We start from the raw sequence: 22,079 nt of genomic DNA, 5'->3' as shown, positions 1-22,079 counted from the left end.
CTAAGGGTGAAATTCCCTTGGTCTACTCACCCGTATATTCAAACAAATTCAGGCTGGGTTTATACTGCATTTATTATTGATGTCTTCTCACGAGCAATTGTTGGATGGAAAGTATCGACACGGATGAATACAGATATGGTGCTCGATGCACTTGAGCAAGCGTTACATGCTCGAGACATGCCAAAGAATGTGATTCACCATAGTGACAGAGGGGTTCAATATCTTTCCATTCGCTATACCAATCGTTTAGAAGCAGCAAATTTACGAGCATCAGTCGGTACGACCGGTGATTCATACGATAATGCTTTGGCTGAAACAGTGAATGGCTTATACAAAACAGAGGTGATTGAATATTTAAAAGCAGATTGGCAAGGTTTAGCGGATGTACAACTTGCGACATTAAATTGGGTAGATTGGTTCAATAAAGAGCGTGTACATAGTGCACTAGGTTATGTGCCACCTTTTGATTTTGAAGCAATGTACTATGATAAAATTAATCCGTTAGGTCAGGTGGCCTAACTTAAATAAAAAGTCTCCGACAAACCCGGTACGGTTCAACGATTGTTGCGGCAACACGTACTTATAGCCAAAACAAACAAGCTGAAGCAGAAGCACAAAAGCAAGCAGCAGAAGCTCAAGCACTTGAAAAGCTAAAAGCAGAAGGTGGAGAAAAGTGGGCTGAATATAACAGCACAGATGATTATGTAACGAAACAAAATCTTCTGAAAAATGCTTTACCAGCATACAAAGACGCAGCAGACCAAGCCCAAACATGGGGCATGGGTGGTAATAGCAGTCGAGCATTGAATGCCGTGACTACAGCGATTACAGCAGCGTTGGGTGGACAAACTGACTTACAAGTCGTGACGAATACCCTAGCACCGTATGCAGCTCAGGTGATTGGGCAAGAATTTGGTCATGGAGCGGATAAAAACACGGCAGCACAGTTGGTATCTCATGCAATCTTGGGTGCAACACTTGCCTACATTAACGGTAGCGACCCAACTGCAGGCGGAAGTGCCGCGGTTGCCAGTGAGGCGGCAGCAAACTACTTAACCAACCAACTCGCAGAAAGATACAAAGATGATCCTAAGTACTTTGTAAATGGCGAGTTCCAAGCGAATTTACTGTCAGAAGCTGAGAAAGCACAAATCCGTGATTTAACTGCAGGGATTGGCGCTGTCATTGGTGGAGCGGTAGGAGATTCAACTTATAACGCTCAGTTAGCAGGAGTGATTGGGCAGAATGCGGTGGAGAATAATCAAGCAGGTGCTCATAAATTTGCGAAGAAACAAGTAGACCAATATAACAATCTTTGTGCACAAAGTGGGATTTCTAGTGGGCAATGTAGTTCATGGACTGGGCAAAGAATAATAAATAATTCGAAAGAATTAGCCATGATTATTGTACCAACGGAAATTTACGAAGTTGTTCCTGTTGGTAAAGCATATGGAATTCTTGCAAAAGGCTCAAAGAAAATTATTGCGACAGTACAGGATTCTAAGCAAGCGCAAAAAATTCTAAAAAATATTGAGGAAACAAAAGTTGTTACAGATTATTTTAAACAGGATAGAAAATATTGGACTTCTGAACCTATACAGTTTAATGGAAATAAAGTATATCAACGAAATGACATATTCGACCCAAATTATCTTGATAAAAAATCAGGAAAGACAAATCTTCAGCTAATGGAAATGGGTAGAGCACCGATAGGTAAAGATGGGAAATCTGTAAATCTTCACCATATGTTGCAAAAGCAAGATGGTCCTATAGCTGAGGTTACACAAAGTTTTCATAAAGATAATCATGCTACTATCCATATTAATGATAATAGTATTCCATCAGGTATTAATCGTGCTGATTTTAATAAATGGCGATCTAATTATTGGAAAAATAGAGCGTTAGGGCTTAAGTGAGAAAAGATATGCAAAATAAAATTGATGATGTCATTCAGGAATTAAAGGAAGTATCTGGTAACGATCGTCTAAATGTAAAGTTACCAGACGATATCTTGATATCTAGCTATGAAACTGAAATCGGATTTTCTTTTCCAGAAGACTATAAGAAAGTTTTGAAAGAGGTTGGTAATATTTTTTATGGAACAATTGAATTAGCATCTATCACAAATGATAAAAAAGACTATAGAGAGCTTTCTCAAATACTAAGTGATGCTAGAGAACAAGGCCTTCCTGAAAATTGGTTACCTATTTGTGAGGATAATGGTAGTTATTATTGCCTAATTCCTGGTAATGAAATTCGATATTGGACAACGGATGGTTATAGTGATGATAGGTGGGCAAGTTTAGCAGATTGGATTAAACAAGTTTGGATTGAAGGTAATTGAGGATCCATACAAGATTTAGTTCAGTTTCATGATCCTAGACAAAATAATGGACAGCACGTCCCTCTAAAGATAACGTAACTTTAATCTTTGGAGATTCAAGAAATGGCTAAACGTTTTAGTCCCGAATTTAAACAGCAAGCGATTGATTATGCACTTTCAAACTCACACGAGTCTATAGCTGCAATCGCCCAGAAATTAGGTGTGGGTTATTCAACATTAGACAAATGGATTCGTGAAACCAATCCGGCAGGTTCAAGCAAACGTCAACTTTCACCAGAACAACAGCGGATCGTGGAATTAGAGAAAGAAGTCAAACAGCTCAAGGAAGCCAATGACATCTTAAAAAAAGCGCATGTGTACTTTCTAACAGATCATGCCAAGAAAAGTACACGGTAATTCAAGATCTAGATATGAATGAAGTCACCGTATCTTCTGCCTGTAAATACCTAGGTGTCAGCACTTCAGGCTATTATGCCTGGCGAAAACGTCAAGCCAATACGGCACAGAAATATAATGACTTAAAAGCCGTATATTGGCAGCATCATGCACGATTGGGTGCACCTTCATTAGTACATGACATGCATGATTTAGGTTACAACATGAGCGAACGTACTATTGGAAGGATGCTAAAAAAGCTTGGTTTACGTAGCAGGATTGCACGTAAATACAAGCATACGACTGATTCAACCCATCGTTTGCCTACAGCACCCAACTTGTTGGATCGCCAATTTACAGTTACTCAGCCTAATAAAGTCTGGACAACAGACATTACCTATATCCGCACTAAAGAAGGTTGGTTGTATTTATGTGTGATGCTAGATTTATTTAGCCGTCGTATCGTGGGGTGGCAAACCAGCCATCGAATAGACCGCCAGTTGGTGTGTGATACGTTTAACTATGCAATGGCTCGTCAGGGTTATCCAACTGGTGTTATGGTGCATTCGGACCAAGGCTCACAGTACTGTAGTCGTGATTTTAGAGCGCTGTTACTGAAAAATGATTGTACTCAGAGTATGTCTAGACGTGGAAACTGTTGGGATAATGCAGTGACTGAAAGCTTCTTTCATACATTAAAAGGTCATGTGGTACATGGCAGTGTGTTTTCGACTCGAAAAGAAGCGAATGCTGTCTTGTTTGACTATATTGAAATTTATTACAATCGAGTCAGAAGACATTCTGCAAACGGCTGGTTAAGTCCAGAAGCCTTTGAACAGAAATATTTCAAGAATTTAGAGGGATCGATTGTCCACGATACTGTCTAGGATCATCAACAGCTTTGTTGCACAAAGCAGTTTTTAAAGGCTTCTTCTGCAATATATTTTCTAAATGAAGAAGCCTGCTTAATAATGATTTGCAGGAGATGGCGGTTACCATGTAAAAGCAGGCCATGTAGACCTAAAAGGTGGAGCAATTGCATCTACTGCATCAAAAGAAAACAATGACCTCACAGCCAACAGCTTAACATTTAGCAACATCGAAAATGAAAGCAGCCATAAAGCGACAACCGTTGCACTTTCAGGTGGAACACGCTTTGGTGAAGAAAAAGGCACTGATAGTTCAGGTGAGACATATACCAACAACGTGAATTGGCGAGACAGCACAAGCTTTAGTCCAACTTTACCACAGCAAGATAAAGACAGTGACAGCAGTACGACCTATGCCACGATCAGCGAAGGCAATATCAATATTGGCGGTAAAGATACCACTGTTCAAGAACTGGGTATCCATAGCGATATCAATACCGCGAACCAACAAGTAGCTAATGTTCCTGACTTGCAAGCCATCTTAGACAAACAAAAGATTGTATCGGATGCCACAAGTACCATTGTTGCAGCAACACGCACTTATAGCCAAAACAAACAAGCCGAAGCAGAAGCACAAAAACAAGCAGCAGAAGCCCAAGCACTTGAAAAGCTAAAAGCAGAAGGTGGAGAAAAGTGGGCTGAATATAACAGTACAGAGGATTATGTAACGAAACAAAATCTTCTGAAAAATGCTTTACCAGCATACAAGGACGCATCAGACCAAGCCCAAACATGGGGCATGGGCGGCAATAGCAGTCGAGCATTGAATGCAGTAACCACAGCAATTACCGCAGCATTGGGTGGACAAACTGACTTACAAGTGGTGACCAATACCCTAGCACCGTATGCAGCTCAGGTGATTGGGCAAGAATTTGGTCATGGAGCGGATAAAAACACCGCAGCACAGTTAGTGTCTCATGCGATCTTGGGTGCAACCCTCGCCTACATTAATGGTGGCGACCCAACGGCAGGCGGAAGTGCGGCGGTGGCTAGTGAAGCAGCAGCGATATATCTGACCAATCAATATAAAGACAAAAAAGAATACCAAGATGCAAATGGAGAATTTCAGCCGAACTTACTTCCTGAAAATGTTAAAGCACAGATACGTGATTTAACGGCAGGTATTGGTGCTGTCATTGGTGGAGCTGTAGGGAATTCAACGTATAACGCACAATTGGCTGGTGTGATTGGGCAGAATGCGGTTGAGAATAATAATACTCTTGCTGATATGGTAAACGCAAAACTTCAAGGTAAGACACATGCACAAGTTGCAGAAGATTTGGTTCAAGAGGCAGATGAACTGTATCGGAAAAATAATTGTGCAGGATTAAGTACCACGGCTTGTAATACTAAAATGTATGCCGAGTGAAAAGAAGTACTTTGGCTAGCTACCGGTTTTCTTCCTGTAATTGGTGATATTCAAACACTAGCACAAGCAAAATCTGCTGGTGATGTGCTTTGGGCGATGGCAGAGATTGTTCCCGGGCTTGGCGAAGCTCGTCAGGCTTATAAAGTTGCTGAAAAAGCAGGTGACTTAGCTGGGATGAAAAAAGCCCTAGAACAAGGTGCAGCAATAGCAACTGAAAAAGGTTATGTGAATAAAACAAAAGTCACAGTAAATCAAACGGCACTAAAAATTACATCTAAAGCAGATCAAGATTTAGTTAATAGAATTGCTAAAGGTGAAGATAAGGGGGGAGAGCTGACTGAGCAATTATTTAATTCATTAGCAAAACAAAACGGATTTACTGTCATTAAAGGCGGAAAATATGGTTCAAATAATGGATTTGACCATGTTTGGGTTGCGAAAGATGGTAGCGTGACGATACTTTCAGATAGTAAACAAATTACCAATGGCACTGTAAAGTTAGATCCAAAGGCCGCAGGTGGAAATACACAATTATCTAAAGCATGGATTGATGCTGTTATAGATAATCTAGCTCCAAATGATCCAACTAGGCAAATTTTAATTAATGCGGATAAAGCAGGAAAGCTTAAAACAGCAGTGACAGGAGTAGATCGAGCTACAGGGCAAGCTGTAATTATTCCTGTTAATGTACCTGCTAAATCTAAATCAACTGTTAAAAAATAAGGGGGGATTTATGAAAATGAATATGATGTGTGCACGGCGTGAATTTAAAAATGCACAAGAACGTTTTGATCATATGACAATGGTGATCGGAAGTCATTACAAAAATAAAGAGCAGTTATCTTTATCTGCGGAGGACTTAAGTTATTTAAATGAACGAAAAGCTAATCCATTTGCAGTAATGTATTATTTTTCAAGAGAGATTGATGCGCATATGGCAGGTGCGTGGTTATTTGATCAAGATATTAAAAAATTTAAAAAATTAGCTTATGTTTATTCTAAGTTAAGCGTATTGAATAGTGTGACTCGTGATGATCCTATGCCGTTCTTTTTTCGTTCGGGTTATACGAATGTCAAAGAACCGATGTTTCATATGCTGATGAGTGATAGTACTGAAATCAGAAATTTTTTAATTCGAAACATTGAAGAAGTTGCGAATGATACAGAAGATTTAGAAGATGAGTACGACTTAAACCGTCAAATGATTTACAACACTTTACTGATGTTGGAAGGCAAACAATTAGAACGCTTAAAACAACGCAGTCAGAAAGTGCTTGATGCCCCAACGCCTAAAATTAAGCAATTTGCTAAAGAACTTGAACTGAGAAAATATGATTTTCAATTTTACATTGCATTTACAGAACAGGATGTAGAAGGAATGAAAAAAGCATTAGAGCCATTTTTTATTAAGAAAATAGCTCAAGATGCAGCGAAAAATACACTTGCCTATTATGATTTTTATTTACAGCCACAAATTGTCATATACGCAAAATTAGCTTCGATGCATGGTTTTGATTTAGGCATAAATCATGAAATTGCCCCTAAAGAATTAATTCAGTACGAGCCGCTTCCTCAAGAAGAATATCAAGATATTGTCGACTTTATGAAGCCATACAAACTCTCGTATCCGTATTCTTATTTGCAGAATTGGATTGATTACTATGTAAGAAAAACTGATCAACTCTTTCCTTCATAATTCAAGGCGCAACTAGGGTATGAGGTTTGCTTAATTAATTGAATTTTTATGCACGTGCTTGAATTTCATTAACCTAACTTTGAAACCTATTGCACTCAATTTTATTCCCAATGAATTAGTGAAATGTATTTTAGTTTTTATTTCTGATTATTTTTTTTATTTACCTTAAATTTTGGGTATTTTATTATATAAACATGTTGAGTCTACCTCTATGAAGTTCAATCAATACTTAATTCTAACTGTAATGGCTGTAATCACCTTTACGGCAAATGCAAAACCTACACAATTTTATAAACCTTATAAGAATACGAATACTGTTGAGAATATACAGCCTAAAAAATATCTTATAGAATCTGTAAGTGTAAATTTATCTAACAAGGTTAACGCTCCATCATTTTTAACCCAAGATCAAATAGAAGAGCGGTATTTGCAGAATCTGAAAAATGAATTAAAGTCAAAAGGCTTATTGGCCGATGAACTAACAACACAGCCTATCTCCTTGTCATTTGAAATAAAACAGAAAAGAGTTTTTGCTGGAGAAGATTTAAAATTTTTAGGTTCCAAAGCTGTTGGAAAGTATGCACATAGCACTTTGCAATATACATCTACGATGACGTATGACAATAAAGAGTTAGCAAATTATGTATCAGCTGAAAAAATTTCTTTAGGAAAAAGTGGAAGCCTTGGAAAAATTGTTAGAGATTTATCTGGAAGTGGAAAACCAGAAAATGAGTTAGAAGATATCGATAGTTTTGTACAGTTTATAATTGAACAATTACCTCAATAAAGATGAGTGAAATATGAGATTTTTAGATGAGTGAATAGACAGGGTGTTTAATAGAAATACGATTGGTTGAAGAAAATTTAAACAAATAGTTGGTTGAATTTTTTGTAGTAAAAATAGCAGTAAAAAATTAAATTTTAAATATTTTATTATTTAATATCAATTAATTGTTTTCTTAATTTGACTGTCACCGCTTCCGCCAAATTTTTAAAAGACCCTTGATTTTCAAGGGTCTTTTTTATGTCTTGTTATTTCACTTATGACCTATATCTGAAAAAGTTAAATATGATTAACTTGGTATAGAGGCTGAAAATTGAGTTGCTTTTGTTTTTACAACCCCTCAACTATCGCAATTGACCCTCTGCAATTAACTGTTCAGCCATTTCTTTGGTCTTTTTTAAACCAGGCATACGGTATTCAGTATGACCATAATCTTGGATTGATTTCCAGCGACCACCCCAAGTCAAACCTACCGATTCAGCCACCTCACCATACAGTTGATAGCCACGCATTGCCCAAGGATCACGTTCCGAAATAACAATTTTACCATTACGTTTAAAAGCAATATCGGCAGCTAAACCAAACTGATGATAACTCTGATAGCCTTTGGCGCGTGTAGTATTTGGATTAGTCGACAACATATTCTGACGACTTGGACTACGATAACCTTCAAGTAAGACCAGTTCATAACCGTGTTGTTCTCGCATAATTTTAAATACCATCAGCAGACGTTGCTTATAGCGTGGGTTGATTTTGTCCCATTTACGATCCAGTAAAGCAGAATCTAAATGTGCATGGCTATGAAAAACGGGCGTTTCAATACGAGCAGCATCCACGCTGCCCTCGGCGGAATGTTGTGCTTGATAGCTTTGTTCAAGCTGAGTCGTTTCTATGATTGCATCTTGAATCAAAATAGCATCTTCTTCTGGGGGAGGACTGAGCATTTCTCCCTGAAGTAAGGCATAAATTTGTGGGTCAGTTTCTTTTAAATATTCAGCTTCAATTCGTGTGGAATGAATGGGTTGGGTAAAAGCAAAAGTCAGAACACTGGTCAATAAAATTAGCCCCACAATTAAAATCCACCATTGCTGCACATACCAATGTGATTGTAGTTTACAGACAGTTCGGGCGATGCGCATAAAAATATAGTGTTAAGCCAATCACGTGCAGGCGCGGTAAAAAATTATTTGATCGATAAAGGTATTGCGATAACGCATTTAAGCACCGAAGGTCAAGGTTCTAATCAGCCTGTCGCAGACAATACAACGCCACAAGGACGTAAGAAAAATCGACGTATTGAATTTGAGGTGCTTTGATTAGTTGATATCGAGCAAGGCGGAAGTTGAGCGTCATGTCCTGATCTTTAGAGCATCTGTGTGTAAACAGATGGCATAGAAAATAAAAACAGCATCAATCATTAAGTAATTTCCACAGTGAGAGTGCTTTGTGCAATTTAAAGCACGAATCTTGAATACATTGATCTGAAATAGAGGCTTTAAATCAACATTCGGAAGTTTTACTGCCGAAACGCGCCAAGAAAACCATTTTCCATCTAGCTGATTATGGCATTTCACAGTAGAATATGCGCTCTCTTCAAGTCACATTGTGGCATGGTCCAAAAGATCAGCCCGTGGAGCCAAAATCAGCATGTTTATCGTTGCCGGTGCACCTGCACATTCATCTTTTAAGAAAACTCAACTCTTAAACCGTTTAGCGTCAATGAGTTCTGTTCAATCTTTCGATAGCCAATGGGTTTATTTATTTGACCAAGCGCTCGACGAGCAACAACAGCAATCTGCTTTACAGCTTTTAAACGATGGTGCATCTTTTGAATTACGCCAAGCTGCAAGTGAAGAAGTTCAAATTTTAGTGACACCACGTGTGGGCACAATTTCTCCTTGGTCATCAAAAGCAACCGATATTTTTGCCAACTGTAATACGCCTGTACACCGCTTAGAACGCGGTGTTTTGTTTACCTTAAAGGGTATTGCAGACGTTTCAAACGAAGTAAAACAAGTATTGCATGACCGCATGACTGAAAGTGTGTTTAATCACATTGATGATGCTGCAGCGTTATTTGTTGAAACTGAACCAAAACCTTTAAATAGCATTGATATTTTGGGTGAAGGTAAAGCAGCATTGGTAAAAGCCAACAGCGAGTTTGGTTTTGCCTTGTCTGACGAAGAAATTGATTATTTAACCGAAGCATTTATCAACTTAGGCCGTAATCCGCATGACATCGAATTGATGATGTTTGCGCAAGCCAATTCTGAACACTGCCGTCACAAAATCTTTGGTTCAGAATGGACAATTGATGGCGAAGTACAGCCATTGTCACTGTTCCAAATGATCAAAAACACTTATAAAGAATCACCAACAGATGTATTGTCGGCTTATAAAGACAACGCTTCGGTGATTGTTGGTTTTGACACGCAGCGCTTCTATCCGAAAAAAGATGCTGCAACAGGTCACTACGTTTATAAATATAAGAGCCAAGCTGCCCACATTCTAATGAAAGTGGAAACACACAACCACCCAACTGCAATTGCACCATTTGCAGGTGCTGCGACAGGTTCGGGTGGTGAAATCCGTGATGAAGGCGCGACAGGTCGTGGTGGTAAACCAAAAGCAGGTTTAACAGGCTTTACAGTATCGAATTTAAATATTCCTGGTTTTGAACAGCCTTGGGAAGAAAACTATGGCAAGCCTTCACGTATGGCATCGCCATTACAAATTATGATTGAAGGCCCATTGGGCGGTGCTGCGTTTAACAACGAATTTGGTCGTCCTGCGCTAAATGGTTACTTCCGTACTTTCGAGCAAAACGTGAATGGTGAAGTAAAAGGCTTCCATAAACCAATCATGATTGCAGGGGGTTACGGCAACATTCGTCCAGACCATGTTGAAAAAGATCCAATTCAGCCAGGCGATTTATTAATCGTTTTAGGCGGTCCTGCCATGTTGATTGGTTTGGGCGGTGGTGCTGCATCTTCTGTAGATAGCGGAACCATGGGTGAAAACCTTGACTTTGCTTCAGTACAACGTGAAAACCCAGAAATGGAACGTCGTTGCCAAGAAGTAATTGATACGTGCTGGCGTTTGGAAGATGCTAACCCAATCGTATCGGTGCATGACGTCGGTGCAGGCGGTATTTCTAACGCAATGCCTGAGTTGGTGAACGATCACGAATTAGGTGCCGTACTTGATTTGCGTAAGATTCCATCTTTAGAACCAGGCATGTCGCCAATGGAAATTTGGTCAAATGAAGCGCAAGAGCGTTATGTGTTGGCTATTCGTCCAAGTTCTTTAGAATTATTTGAATCGATTTGTGCGCGTGAGCGTTGCCCGTTTGCGGTATTGGGTGAGGCGACTGAAGCACGTCATTTAACGGTTGAAGATCCACTGTTCAATAATAACGCTGTAGATATACCAATGCAGGTCTTGTTAGGTGGTACGCCACGCATGAGCCGTTCTTATGAAAGCATTGAGCGTCAAGGCGATGATTTTGATGCCGCTCAAGTTACTGATCTGAAAGATGCGATTTACCGTGTTATCAAGAATCCAACCGTTGCTTCTAAATCATTCCTAATCACCATTGGTGACCGTTCAATTACAGGTATGGTTGCACGTGATCAGATGGTTGGCCCATGGCAAGTGCCTGTTGCAGATGCAGCAGTGACCACCACCAGCTTACAAGGCTTTACAGGTGAAGCAATGGCGATGGGTGAGCGTCCACCTGTAGCCTTATTGAATCCTGCAGCATCTGCGCGTTTGGCAGTGGCGGAATCTATTTCCAATATCATGTCAGCCAAAATTGACCAGATTAGCGACATTAAATTGTCTGCAAACTGGATGGCAGCAGCAGGTCAAAAAGGCGAAGACCAAGCCTTGTTTGAAGGTGTAAAAGCCATTGGTATGGAAATGTGTCCTGCGCTAGGAATTGCAATTCCAGTAGGTAAAGACTCATTGTCTATGCGCACGACGTGGAATGAAGAAGGCGTTGATAAATCTGTAACTTCACCAATGTCAGGTGTAATTACTGCATTTGCACCAGTGACCGATGTGCGCAAAACTCTGACCCCTGAACTAAAAAATACCGATTCAGTATTGGTGCGTATCGACTTGTCTAAAGGTCAGTTCCGTTTAGGCGGTTCGATTTTGGCGCAAGTGTATAAAGCCATTGGTTCAGTGACACCAGATGTCGATAACTTTGACGAATTCAAAGCATTCTTTGCTTTGATACAAGACTGGAATAACCGCGGCTTGATTCAAGCCTATCACGACATTGGCGATGGTGGTTTATTAGCAACTGTAGCTGAAATGATGTTCGCTTCACGCTTAGGTGTGGCGTTAGAAGATCAATCTGTTGCGGCATTGTTTGCGGAAGAAATTGGTGCAGTACTACAAATTTCTAAAGCAGATTGGGCTGACTTAGCTACTGAAGTTGCTGCATCTACTCTGAAAGATGCAATTTCGGTAGTCGGTACAGTCAATAACACAGACCAACTTGCTGTAAATGGCTTGGTGCTTGAACGTGCCGATTTGCAAACGGCTTGGAGTGAAGTATCACACCAAATCCAGCGTTTACGTGACAACTCAGAAACAGCTGATCAAGAATTTGCCTTGATTACAGATAAGAACCACAAAGGTTTGATTGCTCAACCGACATTTGACTTAAACGAGCCAGTTGAAGCGCCGTACATCAACACACGTCGTCCTAATATGGTGATTTTACGTGAACAAGGTGTAAACGGTCATGTAGAAATGGCGGCAGCATTTGATAAAGTCGGCTTTAACACCGTTGACGTACATATGAGCGACTTGCTTGCAGGACGTGTCGATTTAGACGACTTTGAAGGCTTAGTGGCGTGTGGTGGTTTCTCTTACGGTGACGTCTTGGGTGCGGGCGGTGGCTGGGCAAAGTCAGTCTTGTTTAACTCGAAATTACGTGACCAGTTTGAGAAATTCTTTAACCGTCAAGAAACATTCTCACTGGGCATCTGTAACGGTTGTCAAATGTTGTCACAATTAGCACCACTCATTCCAGGTGCAGAAGCGTGGCCACGTTTCCATCGTAATACCTCAGAAGTGTTTGAAGCGCGTAGCGTTAATGTACGCGTTGAAAAATCGAATTCTGTATTATTGCAAGATATGGAAGGCTCGATTTTACCAATCGCAGTGGCGCATGGCGAAGGTCGTGTCGTTGCACCTGAAGCTAATTTGGCAGCCTTAAACGCAGGTAACCAAGTGATTTTACGTTATGTCGATAGCCACAGAAATGCGACCCAGCATTATCCAATAAACCCGAATGGTTCGCCAGAGGGTATTTCAGGTGTGACTTCAAAAGATGGTCGTGCAACAATTATGATGCCGCACCCTGAACGTAATTTCCGTGCGCTTCAACATTCTTGGAAACCTGAAGAATGGACTGAAGATGGTGCATGGTTACGCATGTTCCGCAATGCGCGTAGATTTATTGGTTAAGCTTCCACTTGCTTAATCTTTAGCAGTCAGCCACCTTCGGGTGGCTGATTTTTTTGCTGTGAATATGCAACTTTTATATAGACGTGCATGTTTCCACCTAAATGAATCGTCGGCTTGCTGTTCAACAATTCTGCATTAATCTCAACAATCATAGTCATCCTAGACAACACAAGCTATCATAAACAGGCAAATACACATGGGATGGCGTTATGAAAATCATTGCGGATGAAAATCTAGCATATACTGATTATTTCTTTGCAGATTTGGCTGAAATAGAGCACAAGGCAGGACGCCGTCTAACGCATCAAGATGTGCAAGATGCTGATGCGCTGTTAGTTCGTTCGGTCACCCAAGTGAATGCAGCACTGATTCAACAGACAGCGCTTCAATTTATTGGCAGCGCGACCATTGGTACAGACCATCTTGATATTTCAGTCATCGAGCAGCAGGGCATTACCTGGTCAAATGCTGCGGGTTGTAATGCGCAGGCGGTGAGTGAGTATGTCATTACCGCATTGCTACATCTTAAGCCTGAATTACTACATGCCAATCAAAACTTTAAACTTGGTATTATTGGACTGGGCAATGTCGGCTCACGCTTGGTCAAAATGGCACAATTATTAGGTTGGGATGTCATCGCATACGATCCATTTGTGCAGTTGCCCAATGTGCAGCAATGCGACTTAGATGCACTATTACAACAGGCAGATGCGATTTCTATTCATGTGCCATTAACTGAAACTGGCGAGCATCCTACTCATCATTTAATCAATGCAGCGCGTTTGGCATGTCTGAAACCTCAAGCCATTCTGATTAATTCAGCGCGTGGGCCAGTGGTAGAAGAAGCGGCTTTAATGCAGGATATTCAACATACTCAGCGTTTAGTGGTATTAGATGTTTTTGAATATGAACCTGAAATCTCTGCAGAATTATTAGATTTGCTTGCTTTGGCAACCCCGCATATTGCAGGGTATAGCCTAGAAGGCAAGGCACGCGGCACACAAATGATTTATCAGGCTTTTTGTGAAAATTTTGGTTTAGATGCCACAAAACAATTTGAAACTCAATTGCCAAGCTGCGCGCAATATTTCAAAACCCAAGATTTGAAAAATAGTCTGCATGCACATTTAAACCAAATTTATGATATTGCACAGGATGATGCCAATTTACGTGCCTGTGTCCAAGCGGGCAAAGTCGAGCAACAGGCTTTTGATCATTTAAGAAAAACCTATCCTTTGCGTCGAGAATGGGCAGCGCATGGAGGCCCGCAAGCATGAGTTTAAATCTCCAATATCAACCCACTTGCGACTTAAAAAGCATGCGCGCACGTGCACAATTGTATGCACAGATACGCCAGTTTTTTGCGGAACGTGAAGTACTTGAAGTTGAAACGCCAATCTTGTCACAGGCAGGGGTGACTGATGTGCATTTAGCTTCAGTGCAAGCGCAGCGCCATGTGCAGGGCAAATTGAATACGCACTATTTACAGACCTCACCTGAATTTGCTATGAAGCGTTTACTGGCCAGTGGCAGTGGTGCTATTTATCAAATTTGCAAAGTCTTTCGAGATGATGAACATGGGCGTAAACACAACAGCGAATTTACCATGTTGGAATGGTATCGTCCCCAATTTAGCCTGAAAGATCTCATGTTTGAGGTGACAGATTTACTCAATCTGACTTTAAAACAACGCTTTGGCGAAGTACGTCCAACAGTGTTGAGCTATAAACATGCATTTATGGATCGTTTGGATTTAAATCCATTACAAGCAAGTCTGCAACAATTGAAAGACTGCTGTCATCGTGTGGGTCTGTATCTGGACTTGGGGGATGACCGTCTAGGCTATATCGACCTATTGTTTTCACATTTTGTAGAACCAAGTTTGGGCTTTGATGCTCCTGTATTCTTAACTGATTTTCCACCTGAATTGGCATCTCTGGCTAAAACCAGAACAGATGATGATGGGGAATTGGTCGCAGCGCGTTTTGAGCTATATATCGAAGGTTTAGAGCTTGCCAATGCCTATGATGAACTGGTTGATGCTGCGGTGCTGCGTTCCCGTTTTGAAGCCGATAATGCAGAACGCGTACGACTTGGTTTACATGTAATGCCTATTGATGAATATTTATTGGCTGCATTACCGAACATGCCTGAATGTTCAGGAATCGCCATAGGAATAGATCGCTTATTGATGGTTGCAACTGAGCAGATGCGTTTAGAACAGGTGATTAGCTTTCCTGCACAGCTTGCCTAAAAGCAAAAGACAGTTTCTTATTTCAAGAAGGATTTATTTGAGCTAAAAAGCCGTAGCTTCTATATTTTAGAAGATTACGGCTTTTCGATCAGAAATTTAGGCTGACTTAAATAGGTTAAGAATGATAGATCAAAGAACACATGTAATCACGTTCTATAGACTAAAATAGCCTAAACAGTAGCAGCCAGGTGGCGTGCCTTCAATTGTTCAATCGCTTTAATACGTCGTTCAATCAGCATTTCACCAATATCGGGTCCTTGGACATCGGCAGGTAAGTCTTGCGCTTTAATGCTTCGTACCACTTGAATTGCTTCCAATATATAGCTCGCTTGTGGATAGTCACGATCTTCCAAACCTAAACGCCCACGTGAGTCACATTCACAGGCCTGTACGAAGGCTTCTACGCGTTCAGGACGACGCAAGACATCCAATCGTTGTAATAAACGCCATAACGTGCCAGGTTTTAAGCTCAAAGCTTGGTGGCATTTTAAATGCTCTTTACATACAGCCAGTGCCAGTTGTTTGGTAGTGTTCGGTACGCGCAGACGATCGCATAATTCCGTTACAGGTCTAATCCCACGTTCTTCATGCATAATGTGTCTTGGCAATTCATCGGCAGGGGTTAAAGCCTTGCCCAAATCATGCAATAACACTGCAAAGCGTACATCGAGTGAGTAATTGGCACGACAGGCTTGTTGAAGTGACATCATGGTGTGCACACCACAGTCAATTTCAGGGTGATATTCAGGGCGCTGTGGAATACCGAATAAAGCATCTAATTCTGGAAACAAAACTTTTAAAGCACCACAGACACGTAATGTTTCAAAATACACATCGGCATGCGCCTCCATTAGGGCACGCGAAGTTTCTTTCCATACGCGCTCAGGCGTCAGCGCATCTAATTCGCCAGACTCTACCAATTCTTGCATTAATAACAAGGTTTCAGGGGCAATCACAAAGCCTGAAGCGTGATAACGTGCGGCAAAACGGGCAATACGCAGCACCCGTAACGGGTCTTCTACAAATGCATTGGATACATGGCGCAGCACTTTATTGCACAAATCTTGCTGCCCACCGTAAGGGTCGTAGAGATTACCATCACTATCCATCGCCATGGCATTTATGGTTAGATCACGACGTATTAAATCTTGTTCCAAGGTTACGCTTGGGTCGGTATGAAATTCAAAACCGTGATAACCGTGTCCAGATTTGCGCTCTGTACGGGCAAGTGCATATTCATCTTTGGTTTCAGGATGAAGAAAAACAGGGAAATCTTTGCCCACAGGTTGAAAACCTTGAGCTAAAAGTTGTTCGGGCGTTGCGCCAACCACAACATAATCTTTTTCGTGATAGGGGTGACCGAGCAAGTGATCTCGAACTGCACCGCCTACTAAATAAACTTGCATGAAAAAACCTCTATTCTTCAAGCAATCATGCTACAGAATAGAGGTTTTCTCAAGTCCATAATTCTGAGTCAGTCACTCAGAAATATAGGTTTATGCTTTAACTTGTGCTGTTTGTTGAATTTCAGCAACGGTTAGGGCAGTCATATTCACTACACGACGTGTCGTAGCAGTTGGCGTCAAGATGTGTACAGGTTTCGCTGCACCCAACAAGATTGGGCCAATTGTGACATTGTTACCAGAAGTAGATTTCAACAAGTTAAATGAAATATTTGCAGAATCTAAGTTAGGCATAATCAACAAGTTTGCAGAACCTTTGAAGCGTGAGTTCGGGAAAGCAAATTGACGGATATTTTCGTCTAATGCTGCATCACCGTGCATTTCACCTTCAACTTCAAGCTCAGGTGCAATTTCGCTCAAAATTTCAAACACTTTACGCATTTTTTGTGCGCTTGGGTCTTGTTGGTCAGAACCAAAGCTAGAGTGTGAAAGTAGAGCAACACGTGGTGTCATACCAAAACGACGTACTTCTTCAGCAGCCAAAAGTGTCATTTCAGCCAACTGCTCAGCAGTTGGGTTGGTGTTGACATAGGTGTCTGCAATAAACAGGTTACGGTCTTCAAGCATCAATGCATTTAGCGTGAAGAAATTGGTGCGGCCTTCTTTTAAACCAATTACATTTTTTACGAAATCAAGGTGAATGTCATAGCTAGAATAAGTACCACACAACATGCCGTCTGCTAAACCGTGTTTCACCAACATTGATGCAATAAGGGTAGAGCGACGACGTGCTTCACGTTGTGCGTATTCAGGTGTAACCCCTTTACGCTGCATGATGGTGTAATAATCTTCTGCGAATTTTTCGTAATTTGGGTTGTTTTCCTGATCAACGATTTCAATATTCACGCCATGTTCAAGACGCAAACCTAGCTTTTTAATGTTCGCTTCAATCACTGAGGTACGACCTACAAGGATTGGTTTTGCCAAGCCTTCATCTACTGCAATTTGTACAGCGCGAAGTACGCGTAGGTCTTCGCCTTCTGCATAAGCAATACGCTTAGGATCAGTTTTTGCTTGAGCAAAAATAGGCTTCATCATCAATGCCGAGTTATATACAAACTCAGACAAACGTTGACGATATGCAGAGAAGTCTTGAATTGGACGACTTGCAACACCTGAATCCATAGCAGCTTGAGCAACTGCAGGTGCAATTTCAAGAATTAAGCGCTGATCAAGTGGTCGTGGAATTAAATAATCACGGCCGAATGATGCAGATTTTTCACCATAAGTTGCAGCATCTGCTTCAATGTGTGCCATACGTGCAATTGCGTGTACGCAAGCAATTTTCATTTCTTCGTTGATAGTTGTTGCGCCAACGTCTAATGCACCACGGAAAATATATGGGAAGCAAAGTGCGTTGTTGACTTGGTTCGGGTAGTCTGAACGACCTGTCGCCATAATCACGTCTGGACGTACTTCGTGCGCATGTTCAGGTAAGATTTCTGGGTCGGGGTTAGCTAAAGCAAAGATAATTGGATTTTCAGCCATTTCTTTAACCATAGCTTTAGTCAAGATACCCGCTGCAGAAAGACCGAGGAACATATCTGCACCGCCAATTACATCGGCAAGTTGTGTTGCTTCAATATCTTGCATATAGCGTTTTTTAGAGTCATCCAAACCTTCACGCTTGGTGGTGATTAGACCACGTGAGTCCGCTACAATGATATTTTCTTTTTTCGCGCCCAACGCACATAATAGGTCTAAACAAGATAGTGCGGCGGCACCTGCACCTGAAGCTACAATTTTGATTTCTTCAATTTTCTTGCCATTGAGCAACAAAGCATTGAGTAGGGCTGAACCGACAATGATTGACGTACCGTGTTGGTCATCGTGGAACACCGGAATGTTCATACGTTCACGAAGTTTTTGCTCAATGTAGAAACACTCTGGTGCCTTGATGTCTTCAAGGTTAATACCACCAAAAGTTGGTTCTAATGCTGCCACAATATCAACAATTTTATCTGGATCATTTTCAGCAATTTCGATATCAAAAACATCGACACCAGCAAACTTTTTAAAGAGTACGCCTTTACCTTCCATCACAGGTTTAGACGCCAAAGGACCGATATTACCTAAACCCAATACTGCTGTACCGTTACTCACGACAGCAACCAAGTTACCGCGAGCGGTATAAAGTGCAGCTTTTGAAGGGTCACGTTCAATCTCTAAACATGGTGCTGCGACACCTGGTGAGTAAGCGAGCGCTAAGTCACGTTGATTGACCAGCTGCTTACTTGGAGTAACGCTGATTTTTCCTGGTGTTGGAAATTCGTGATAGTAAAGTGCCTGCTGTTTTAATGATTGATCGTCCATCTGAATCTCTTATGTGACAAGTTGGCCAGCGATGCTGGTGTTTTTTTATGAATCTTATGGAAATATACCATTACTTGCCCTCTTAGCACAGTCGTCACTGTTTATTTTTAGAACAAACTTGGAGCTTTTAGGTCTAGTTTCAGATTAAGGAGCGATAAGCGCGGATACTAAATTTGCTTTTAGAAATTGAGTCGCTTCACTTTCAGGCAAAGGCCTAGAGAATAAATAACCCTGTGCAATATCACACTTTAAATTCTGCAAATATTGGAGTTGTTGTTCAGTTTCAATTCCTTCAGCCACTACAGTCATGCCCATGGCTTTGCCCATAGCAATCATGGCACTAACAATGGCTTCTTGTTTGGTATTTCCAATTTTAGAAATAAAACTACGGTCAATTTTTAAAATGTCAATTGGGAAGTCAGTTAAGTAAGAAAGTGAAGAATAGCCTGTACCAAAATCATCTAAGGCGATATGAATATCACGTTGTTTAATTTCATCTAATAAGGACTTCACGGTTGTGGAATTTTCCACCAAAAAGGATTCTGTAATTTCTAATACTAAGCTTGCACCTGAAATTTGATAGGTGTTAATCGCATCATCTAAATCTTGAAGTAATTGACCACGTTGCAGTTGTTGTGCAACCACATTGACTGATACTCGAATGTGACCAAAACCTAACAGGTTCCATTCACGAATTTGTTTGGCTGTTTGTTGAATCACAACTCGACCAATATCGGAAATTAAACTGGTTTGTTCTGCAATAGGAATAAATAGGTTGGGTGGAATAATGCCTTTGCTCGGATGCTGCCAACGTACCAATGCCTCAAACCCAACCACTTGATAGTTATGGAAATCAATTTTAGGTTGATAATATACAATTAATTCATCATTTTTAATGGCTTGGCGTAAGTCGCGCTCTAAATGTACATCTTGCTCTAGCAGTTTGGTGTTGTCTAAAGTGTAATATTTAATGGTATTGCCACCTAAACGTTTAGCCTCAGACAAGGCTTGTTCAGCACAATTATTTAGATAATCCAACTGGCGTCCATGTTCAGGATAGAGGGAAACCCCCATCGACAGGGTAATAATATGTTCTTGTCCCTGTACATTAAACGGCAAATTAAAGGCTTTGGTGATACGTTCACAGTGCTCTTCGATTGAAGGGCGAATGTGAGAAATTTCATAAACAATTGCAAAATCATCGCCATTTAAGTGTGCAACAAACAGCGCTTCGGCATTGGTGATACGTAAACGCTGCGCCACTTGGCGGAGTAATTCATCGCCACCATTATTGCTTAAATATTCGTTTAAAGGTCTGAAACGGTCAATATTGAGTCGAATGACCGCCAATTGCTGCAATGAATCTTGCTGTGAAATAAGATATTGATGTAGTTGATAATTATAATAAAAACGATTGGGGAGATCGGTCAGCGCATCATAATTTTCTAAATAGGATAAACGCTGTTCTTGTAGTTTCTGTTCGGTTAAATCAGACACAATTCCAATATAATTAATAATACGGTTTTGCTCATCTTTGACTGCATTGATATGCAAACGAACTTCTAATTCTTTTCCTGAGCGGAATTTTATACTCTTTTCAGTATGATATTCACCCTTGCTGAGTAATTGTTGAACAATTTCGTCTTGTGTCATGCGTGGATTTGCTTTGTTGGATTTGACTAAATCAAACAGATATTTACCTATAATATGGTCACGTTGAAATCCACTCATTTGTGCATAGAATGGATTGCTTTCAATATAGCGCAGGTTTTCATCTAAAATAAAAATACCTTCAGCAGCTTGTTCAAGTACGCTGGCAGTAAGTTTTAAGCGTTCTTGTGCAATCCGTTCTTGATGAATGTCACGGCGAACCCCAACCATGCGTAAAGGTTTATTGGTGACAGGATCACGCTCAATTACTCGCCCAATATCATGCACCCAATACCATTGACCTGAATTATGTTGTATGCGATAAGTGGTTTGATAGCGTTCTGTCTGACCACGTAAATGCTCTTTCATGGTTTGACGAAGGTGTGCAATATCATCACGGTGAATTAATTGCTGTAATTTATTCCGATGCTTTTTGGAATTTTTTAAACGAGTTTGTTGTGCGCCAGTCCCAAAGACAATGCTTCTTTCTCTGATATTCCAGTCCCACGCTTTAATACCTGCGGCTTCATGTGCCAAAATTAAACTATGTTGTTGATTGATTAAGTCTAGATGGGTTTGTTCTAAGTCAAAGGTACGTTCTCTAATTTTTTGTTCCAGCATTTGATTGTTAAATTGCAGTTGTAATTCAATATCTTTAGATTTGTTCATTTCCACTTGCAATTGTTGGCGGAGTTGATCTGTCCAGTCAACTTGTTGCTCTGCGGCTTTTTTTAATTGGTCGTTTTTAAAATTGACGCTCGATAACCGACGATGCATATGCATTGAAGTATTGGCACAAATGAGTAAGGTGATTAATGCAAAATTTGTTGCCAGAAAAAAGAAAGCAGAAGTTTCTGAGCGAATTAAAAACTGCGCGGCAATATAGGGCGTAATGACTGGAATGAATACCCAACAAAAATAACTCAAGCGTTGCGTTAAAAAGGTGAGTGCAAAGATTTGACTCACAATAATTAATAAGGCGGCTAAAATAATGGCTTCATGGATGTTCAGTTCAGGGTTTTGATGGGGTAAAAAGTAATACAGCAAAGTTACCCCAACTGCGATTGCAGTTCCGATTAAGAAACATACCAATTTTAACCAGCGATCTGCATGTTGGAGTTGATATTGTCCTGCTTTAAAGTGAATTGCAGTGAGCAGTAAACACGAACCAATGGTCAGTTCAGTGAGAATAAACCAGATATTGAGGTAGGGTGATGACTGTGAGAATGAAATTTGATAAATAAAAAACACATACAGACAAACAATCAGGACGCTGACCAAAAAGAATCGAATAAGCCGAATGGTATTGGTGATTTGCGCAGCATATAAGTATTGCTGCAACAATTCATCTTGAGCGTCTGACATACTTCCCCAAAATCTAGTTAAATGATTCCATCATTTATATTTTAAATAACATT

General features: G+C 40.6%; 14 protein-coding genes and 3 pseudogenes. 12 read left to right on the top strand and 5 right to left on the bottom strand.

All coding sequences use genetic code 11. The annotated features are described in order from the left end of the window. Nucleotides 1–33: 33 nt before the first annotated feature. From LZP46_RS09835 to LZP46_RS09800, 8 genes and pseudogenes are all read left to right on the top strand, one after another. Nucleotides 34–519: pseudogene (locus tag LZP46_RS09835) on the top strand (IS3 family transposase); the annotation flags it as partial. 293 nt (nt 520–812) lie between these two features. Continuing rightward, nucleotides 813–1,916 (top strand): HNH/ENDO VII family nuclease, encoded by a 1,104-nt coding sequence (locus LZP46_RS09830; protein ID WP_236093737.1) that lies wholly within the window; start codon nt 813–815, stop codon nt 1,914–1,916. 8 nt (nt 1,917–1,924) lie between these two features. Further along, nucleotides 1,925–2,344, top strand: coding sequence for an SMI1/KNR4 family protein (locus tag LZP46_RS09825; RefSeq protein ID WP_178319040.1), 420 nt, complete (start codon nt 1,925–1,927; stop codon nt 2,342–2,344). Between the two features lie 102 nt (nt 2,345–2,446). Further along, nucleotides 2,447–3,606 (top strand): IS3 family transposase gene (locus tag LZP46_RS09820; protein ID WP_236093736.1). Its coding sequence is split into 2 segments (ribosomal slippage): nt 2,447–2,681 and nt 2,681–3,606, totalling 1,161 coding nucleotides; the frame shifts between segments, so codons are not numbered across the junction. A 319-nt stretch (nt 3,607–3,925) separates the two neighbouring features. Next, nucleotides 3,926–5,017 carry a VENN motif pre-toxin domain-containing protein gene (locus tag LZP46_RS09815; protein ID WP_236093735.1) on the top strand — a complete coding sequence of 364 codons (1,092 nt, stop codon included), beginning with the start codon at nt 3,926–3,928 and terminating at the stop codon, nt 5,015–5,017. Nucleotides 5,018–5,113: 96 nt separating this feature from the next. Further along, nucleotides 5,114–5,740 carry a hypothetical protein gene (locus tag LZP46_RS09810; RefSeq protein ID WP_236093734.1) on the top strand — a complete coding sequence of 209 codons (627 nt, stop codon included), beginning with the start codon at nt 5,114–5,116 and terminating at the stop codon, nt 5,738–5,740. A 10-nt stretch (nt 5,741–5,750) separates the two neighbouring features. Beyond that, complete coding sequence (locus LZP46_RS09805) at nt 5,751–6,713, top strand: Imm49 family immunity protein (RefSeq protein WP_178319500.1); 963 nt, start codon at nt 5,751–5,753, stop codon at nt 6,711–6,713. Between the two features lie 211 nt (nt 6,714–6,924). Continuing rightward, nucleotides 6,925–7,500: a hypothetical protein gene (locus tag LZP46_RS09800; protein ID WP_178319501.1), complete on the top strand. Its 576-nt coding sequence runs from the start codon at nt 6,925–6,927 to the stop codon at nt 7,498–7,500. A 341-nt stretch (nt 7,501–7,841) separates the two neighbouring features. Here the strand turns inward: LZP46_RS09800 and LZP46_RS09795 are convergent. Further along, nucleotides 7,842–8,612, bottom strand: a pseudogene (locus tag LZP46_RS09795) (M15 family metallopeptidase); the annotation flags it as partial. Between LZP46_RS09795 and LZP46_RS09790 the strand changes: the two are divergent. Together LZP46_RS09790 and purL are read left to right on the top strand one after the other, a co-directional pair. Then, nucleotides 8,613–8,813 (top strand): annotated as a pseudogene (locus LZP46_RS09790) (OmpA family protein); the annotation flags it as partial. Between the two features lie 331 nt (nt 8,814–9,144). Further along, a complete protein-coding gene (purL, locus tag LZP46_RS09785) occupies nt 9,145–12,981 on the top strand; it encodes a phosphoribosylformylglycinamidine synthase (RefSeq protein ID WP_236093732.1) in 3,837 nt (1,278 codons plus the stop codon). Nucleotides 12,982–13,007: 26 nt separating this feature from the next. Here the strand turns inward: purL and LZP46_RS16320 are convergent, their stop codons facing one another. After that, nucleotides 13,008–13,133: a hypothetical protein gene (locus LZP46_RS16320; RefSeq protein ID WP_004972740.1), complete on the bottom strand. Its 126-nt coding sequence runs from the start codon at nt 13,131–13,133 to the stop codon at nt 13,008–13,010. A 57-nt stretch (nt 13,134–13,190) separates the two neighbouring features. Between LZP46_RS16320 and LZP46_RS09780 the strand changes: the two genes are divergently transcribed. Continuing rightward, on the top strand, nt 13,191–14,258 hold the full coding sequence (locus LZP46_RS09780; protein ID WP_236093731.1) for a 4-phosphoerythronate dehydrogenase: 1,068 nt from the start codon (nt 13,191–13,193) through the stop codon (nt 14,256–14,258). Further along, on the top strand, nt 14,255–15,235 hold the full coding sequence (epmA, locus tag LZP46_RS09775; RefSeq protein ID WP_236093730.1) for an EF-P lysine aminoacylase EpmA: 981 nt from the start codon (nt 14,255–14,257) through the stop codon (nt 15,233–15,235). The genes LZP46_RS09780 and epmA overlap by 4 nt, the downstream gene beginning before the upstream one ends. A 170-nt stretch (nt 15,236–15,405) precedes the next feature. On the opposite strand, the gene LZP46_RS09770 is transcribed toward epmA, so the two are convergent. The 3 genes from LZP46_RS09770 to LZP46_RS09760 form a co-directional block, all read right to left on the bottom strand. Continuing rightward, nucleotides 15,406–16,641: a multifunctional CCA addition/repair protein gene (locus LZP46_RS09770; protein WP_236093729.1), complete on the bottom strand. Its 1,236-nt coding sequence runs from the start codon at nt 16,639–16,641 to the stop codon at nt 15,406–15,408. Nucleotides 16,642–16,731: 90 nt separating this feature from the next. Then, nucleotides 16,732–19,011: an NADP-dependent malic enzyme gene (locus LZP46_RS09765; protein ID WP_236093728.1), complete on the bottom strand. Its 2,280-nt coding sequence runs from the start codon at nt 19,009–19,011 to the stop codon at nt 16,732–16,734. Nucleotides 19,012–19,155: 144 nt separating this feature from the next. Beyond that, nucleotides 19,156–22,026, bottom strand: a complete 2,871-nt coding sequence (locus LZP46_RS09760; RefSeq protein WP_236093727.1) for a putative bifunctional diguanylate cyclase/phosphodiesterase — start codon at nt 22,024–22,026, stop codon at nt 19,156–19,158. Nucleotides 22,027–22,079: the final 53 nt, after the last annotated feature.

Source organism: Acinetobacter sp. SCLZS86 (assembly GCF_021560715.1).
In the GTDB taxonomy this organism is placed as follows: domain Bacteria; phylum Pseudomonadota; class Gammaproteobacteria; order Pseudomonadales; family Moraxellaceae; genus Acinetobacter; species Acinetobacter towneri_A.
This window is presented reverse-complemented; position numbering and strand designations above follow the sequence as displayed.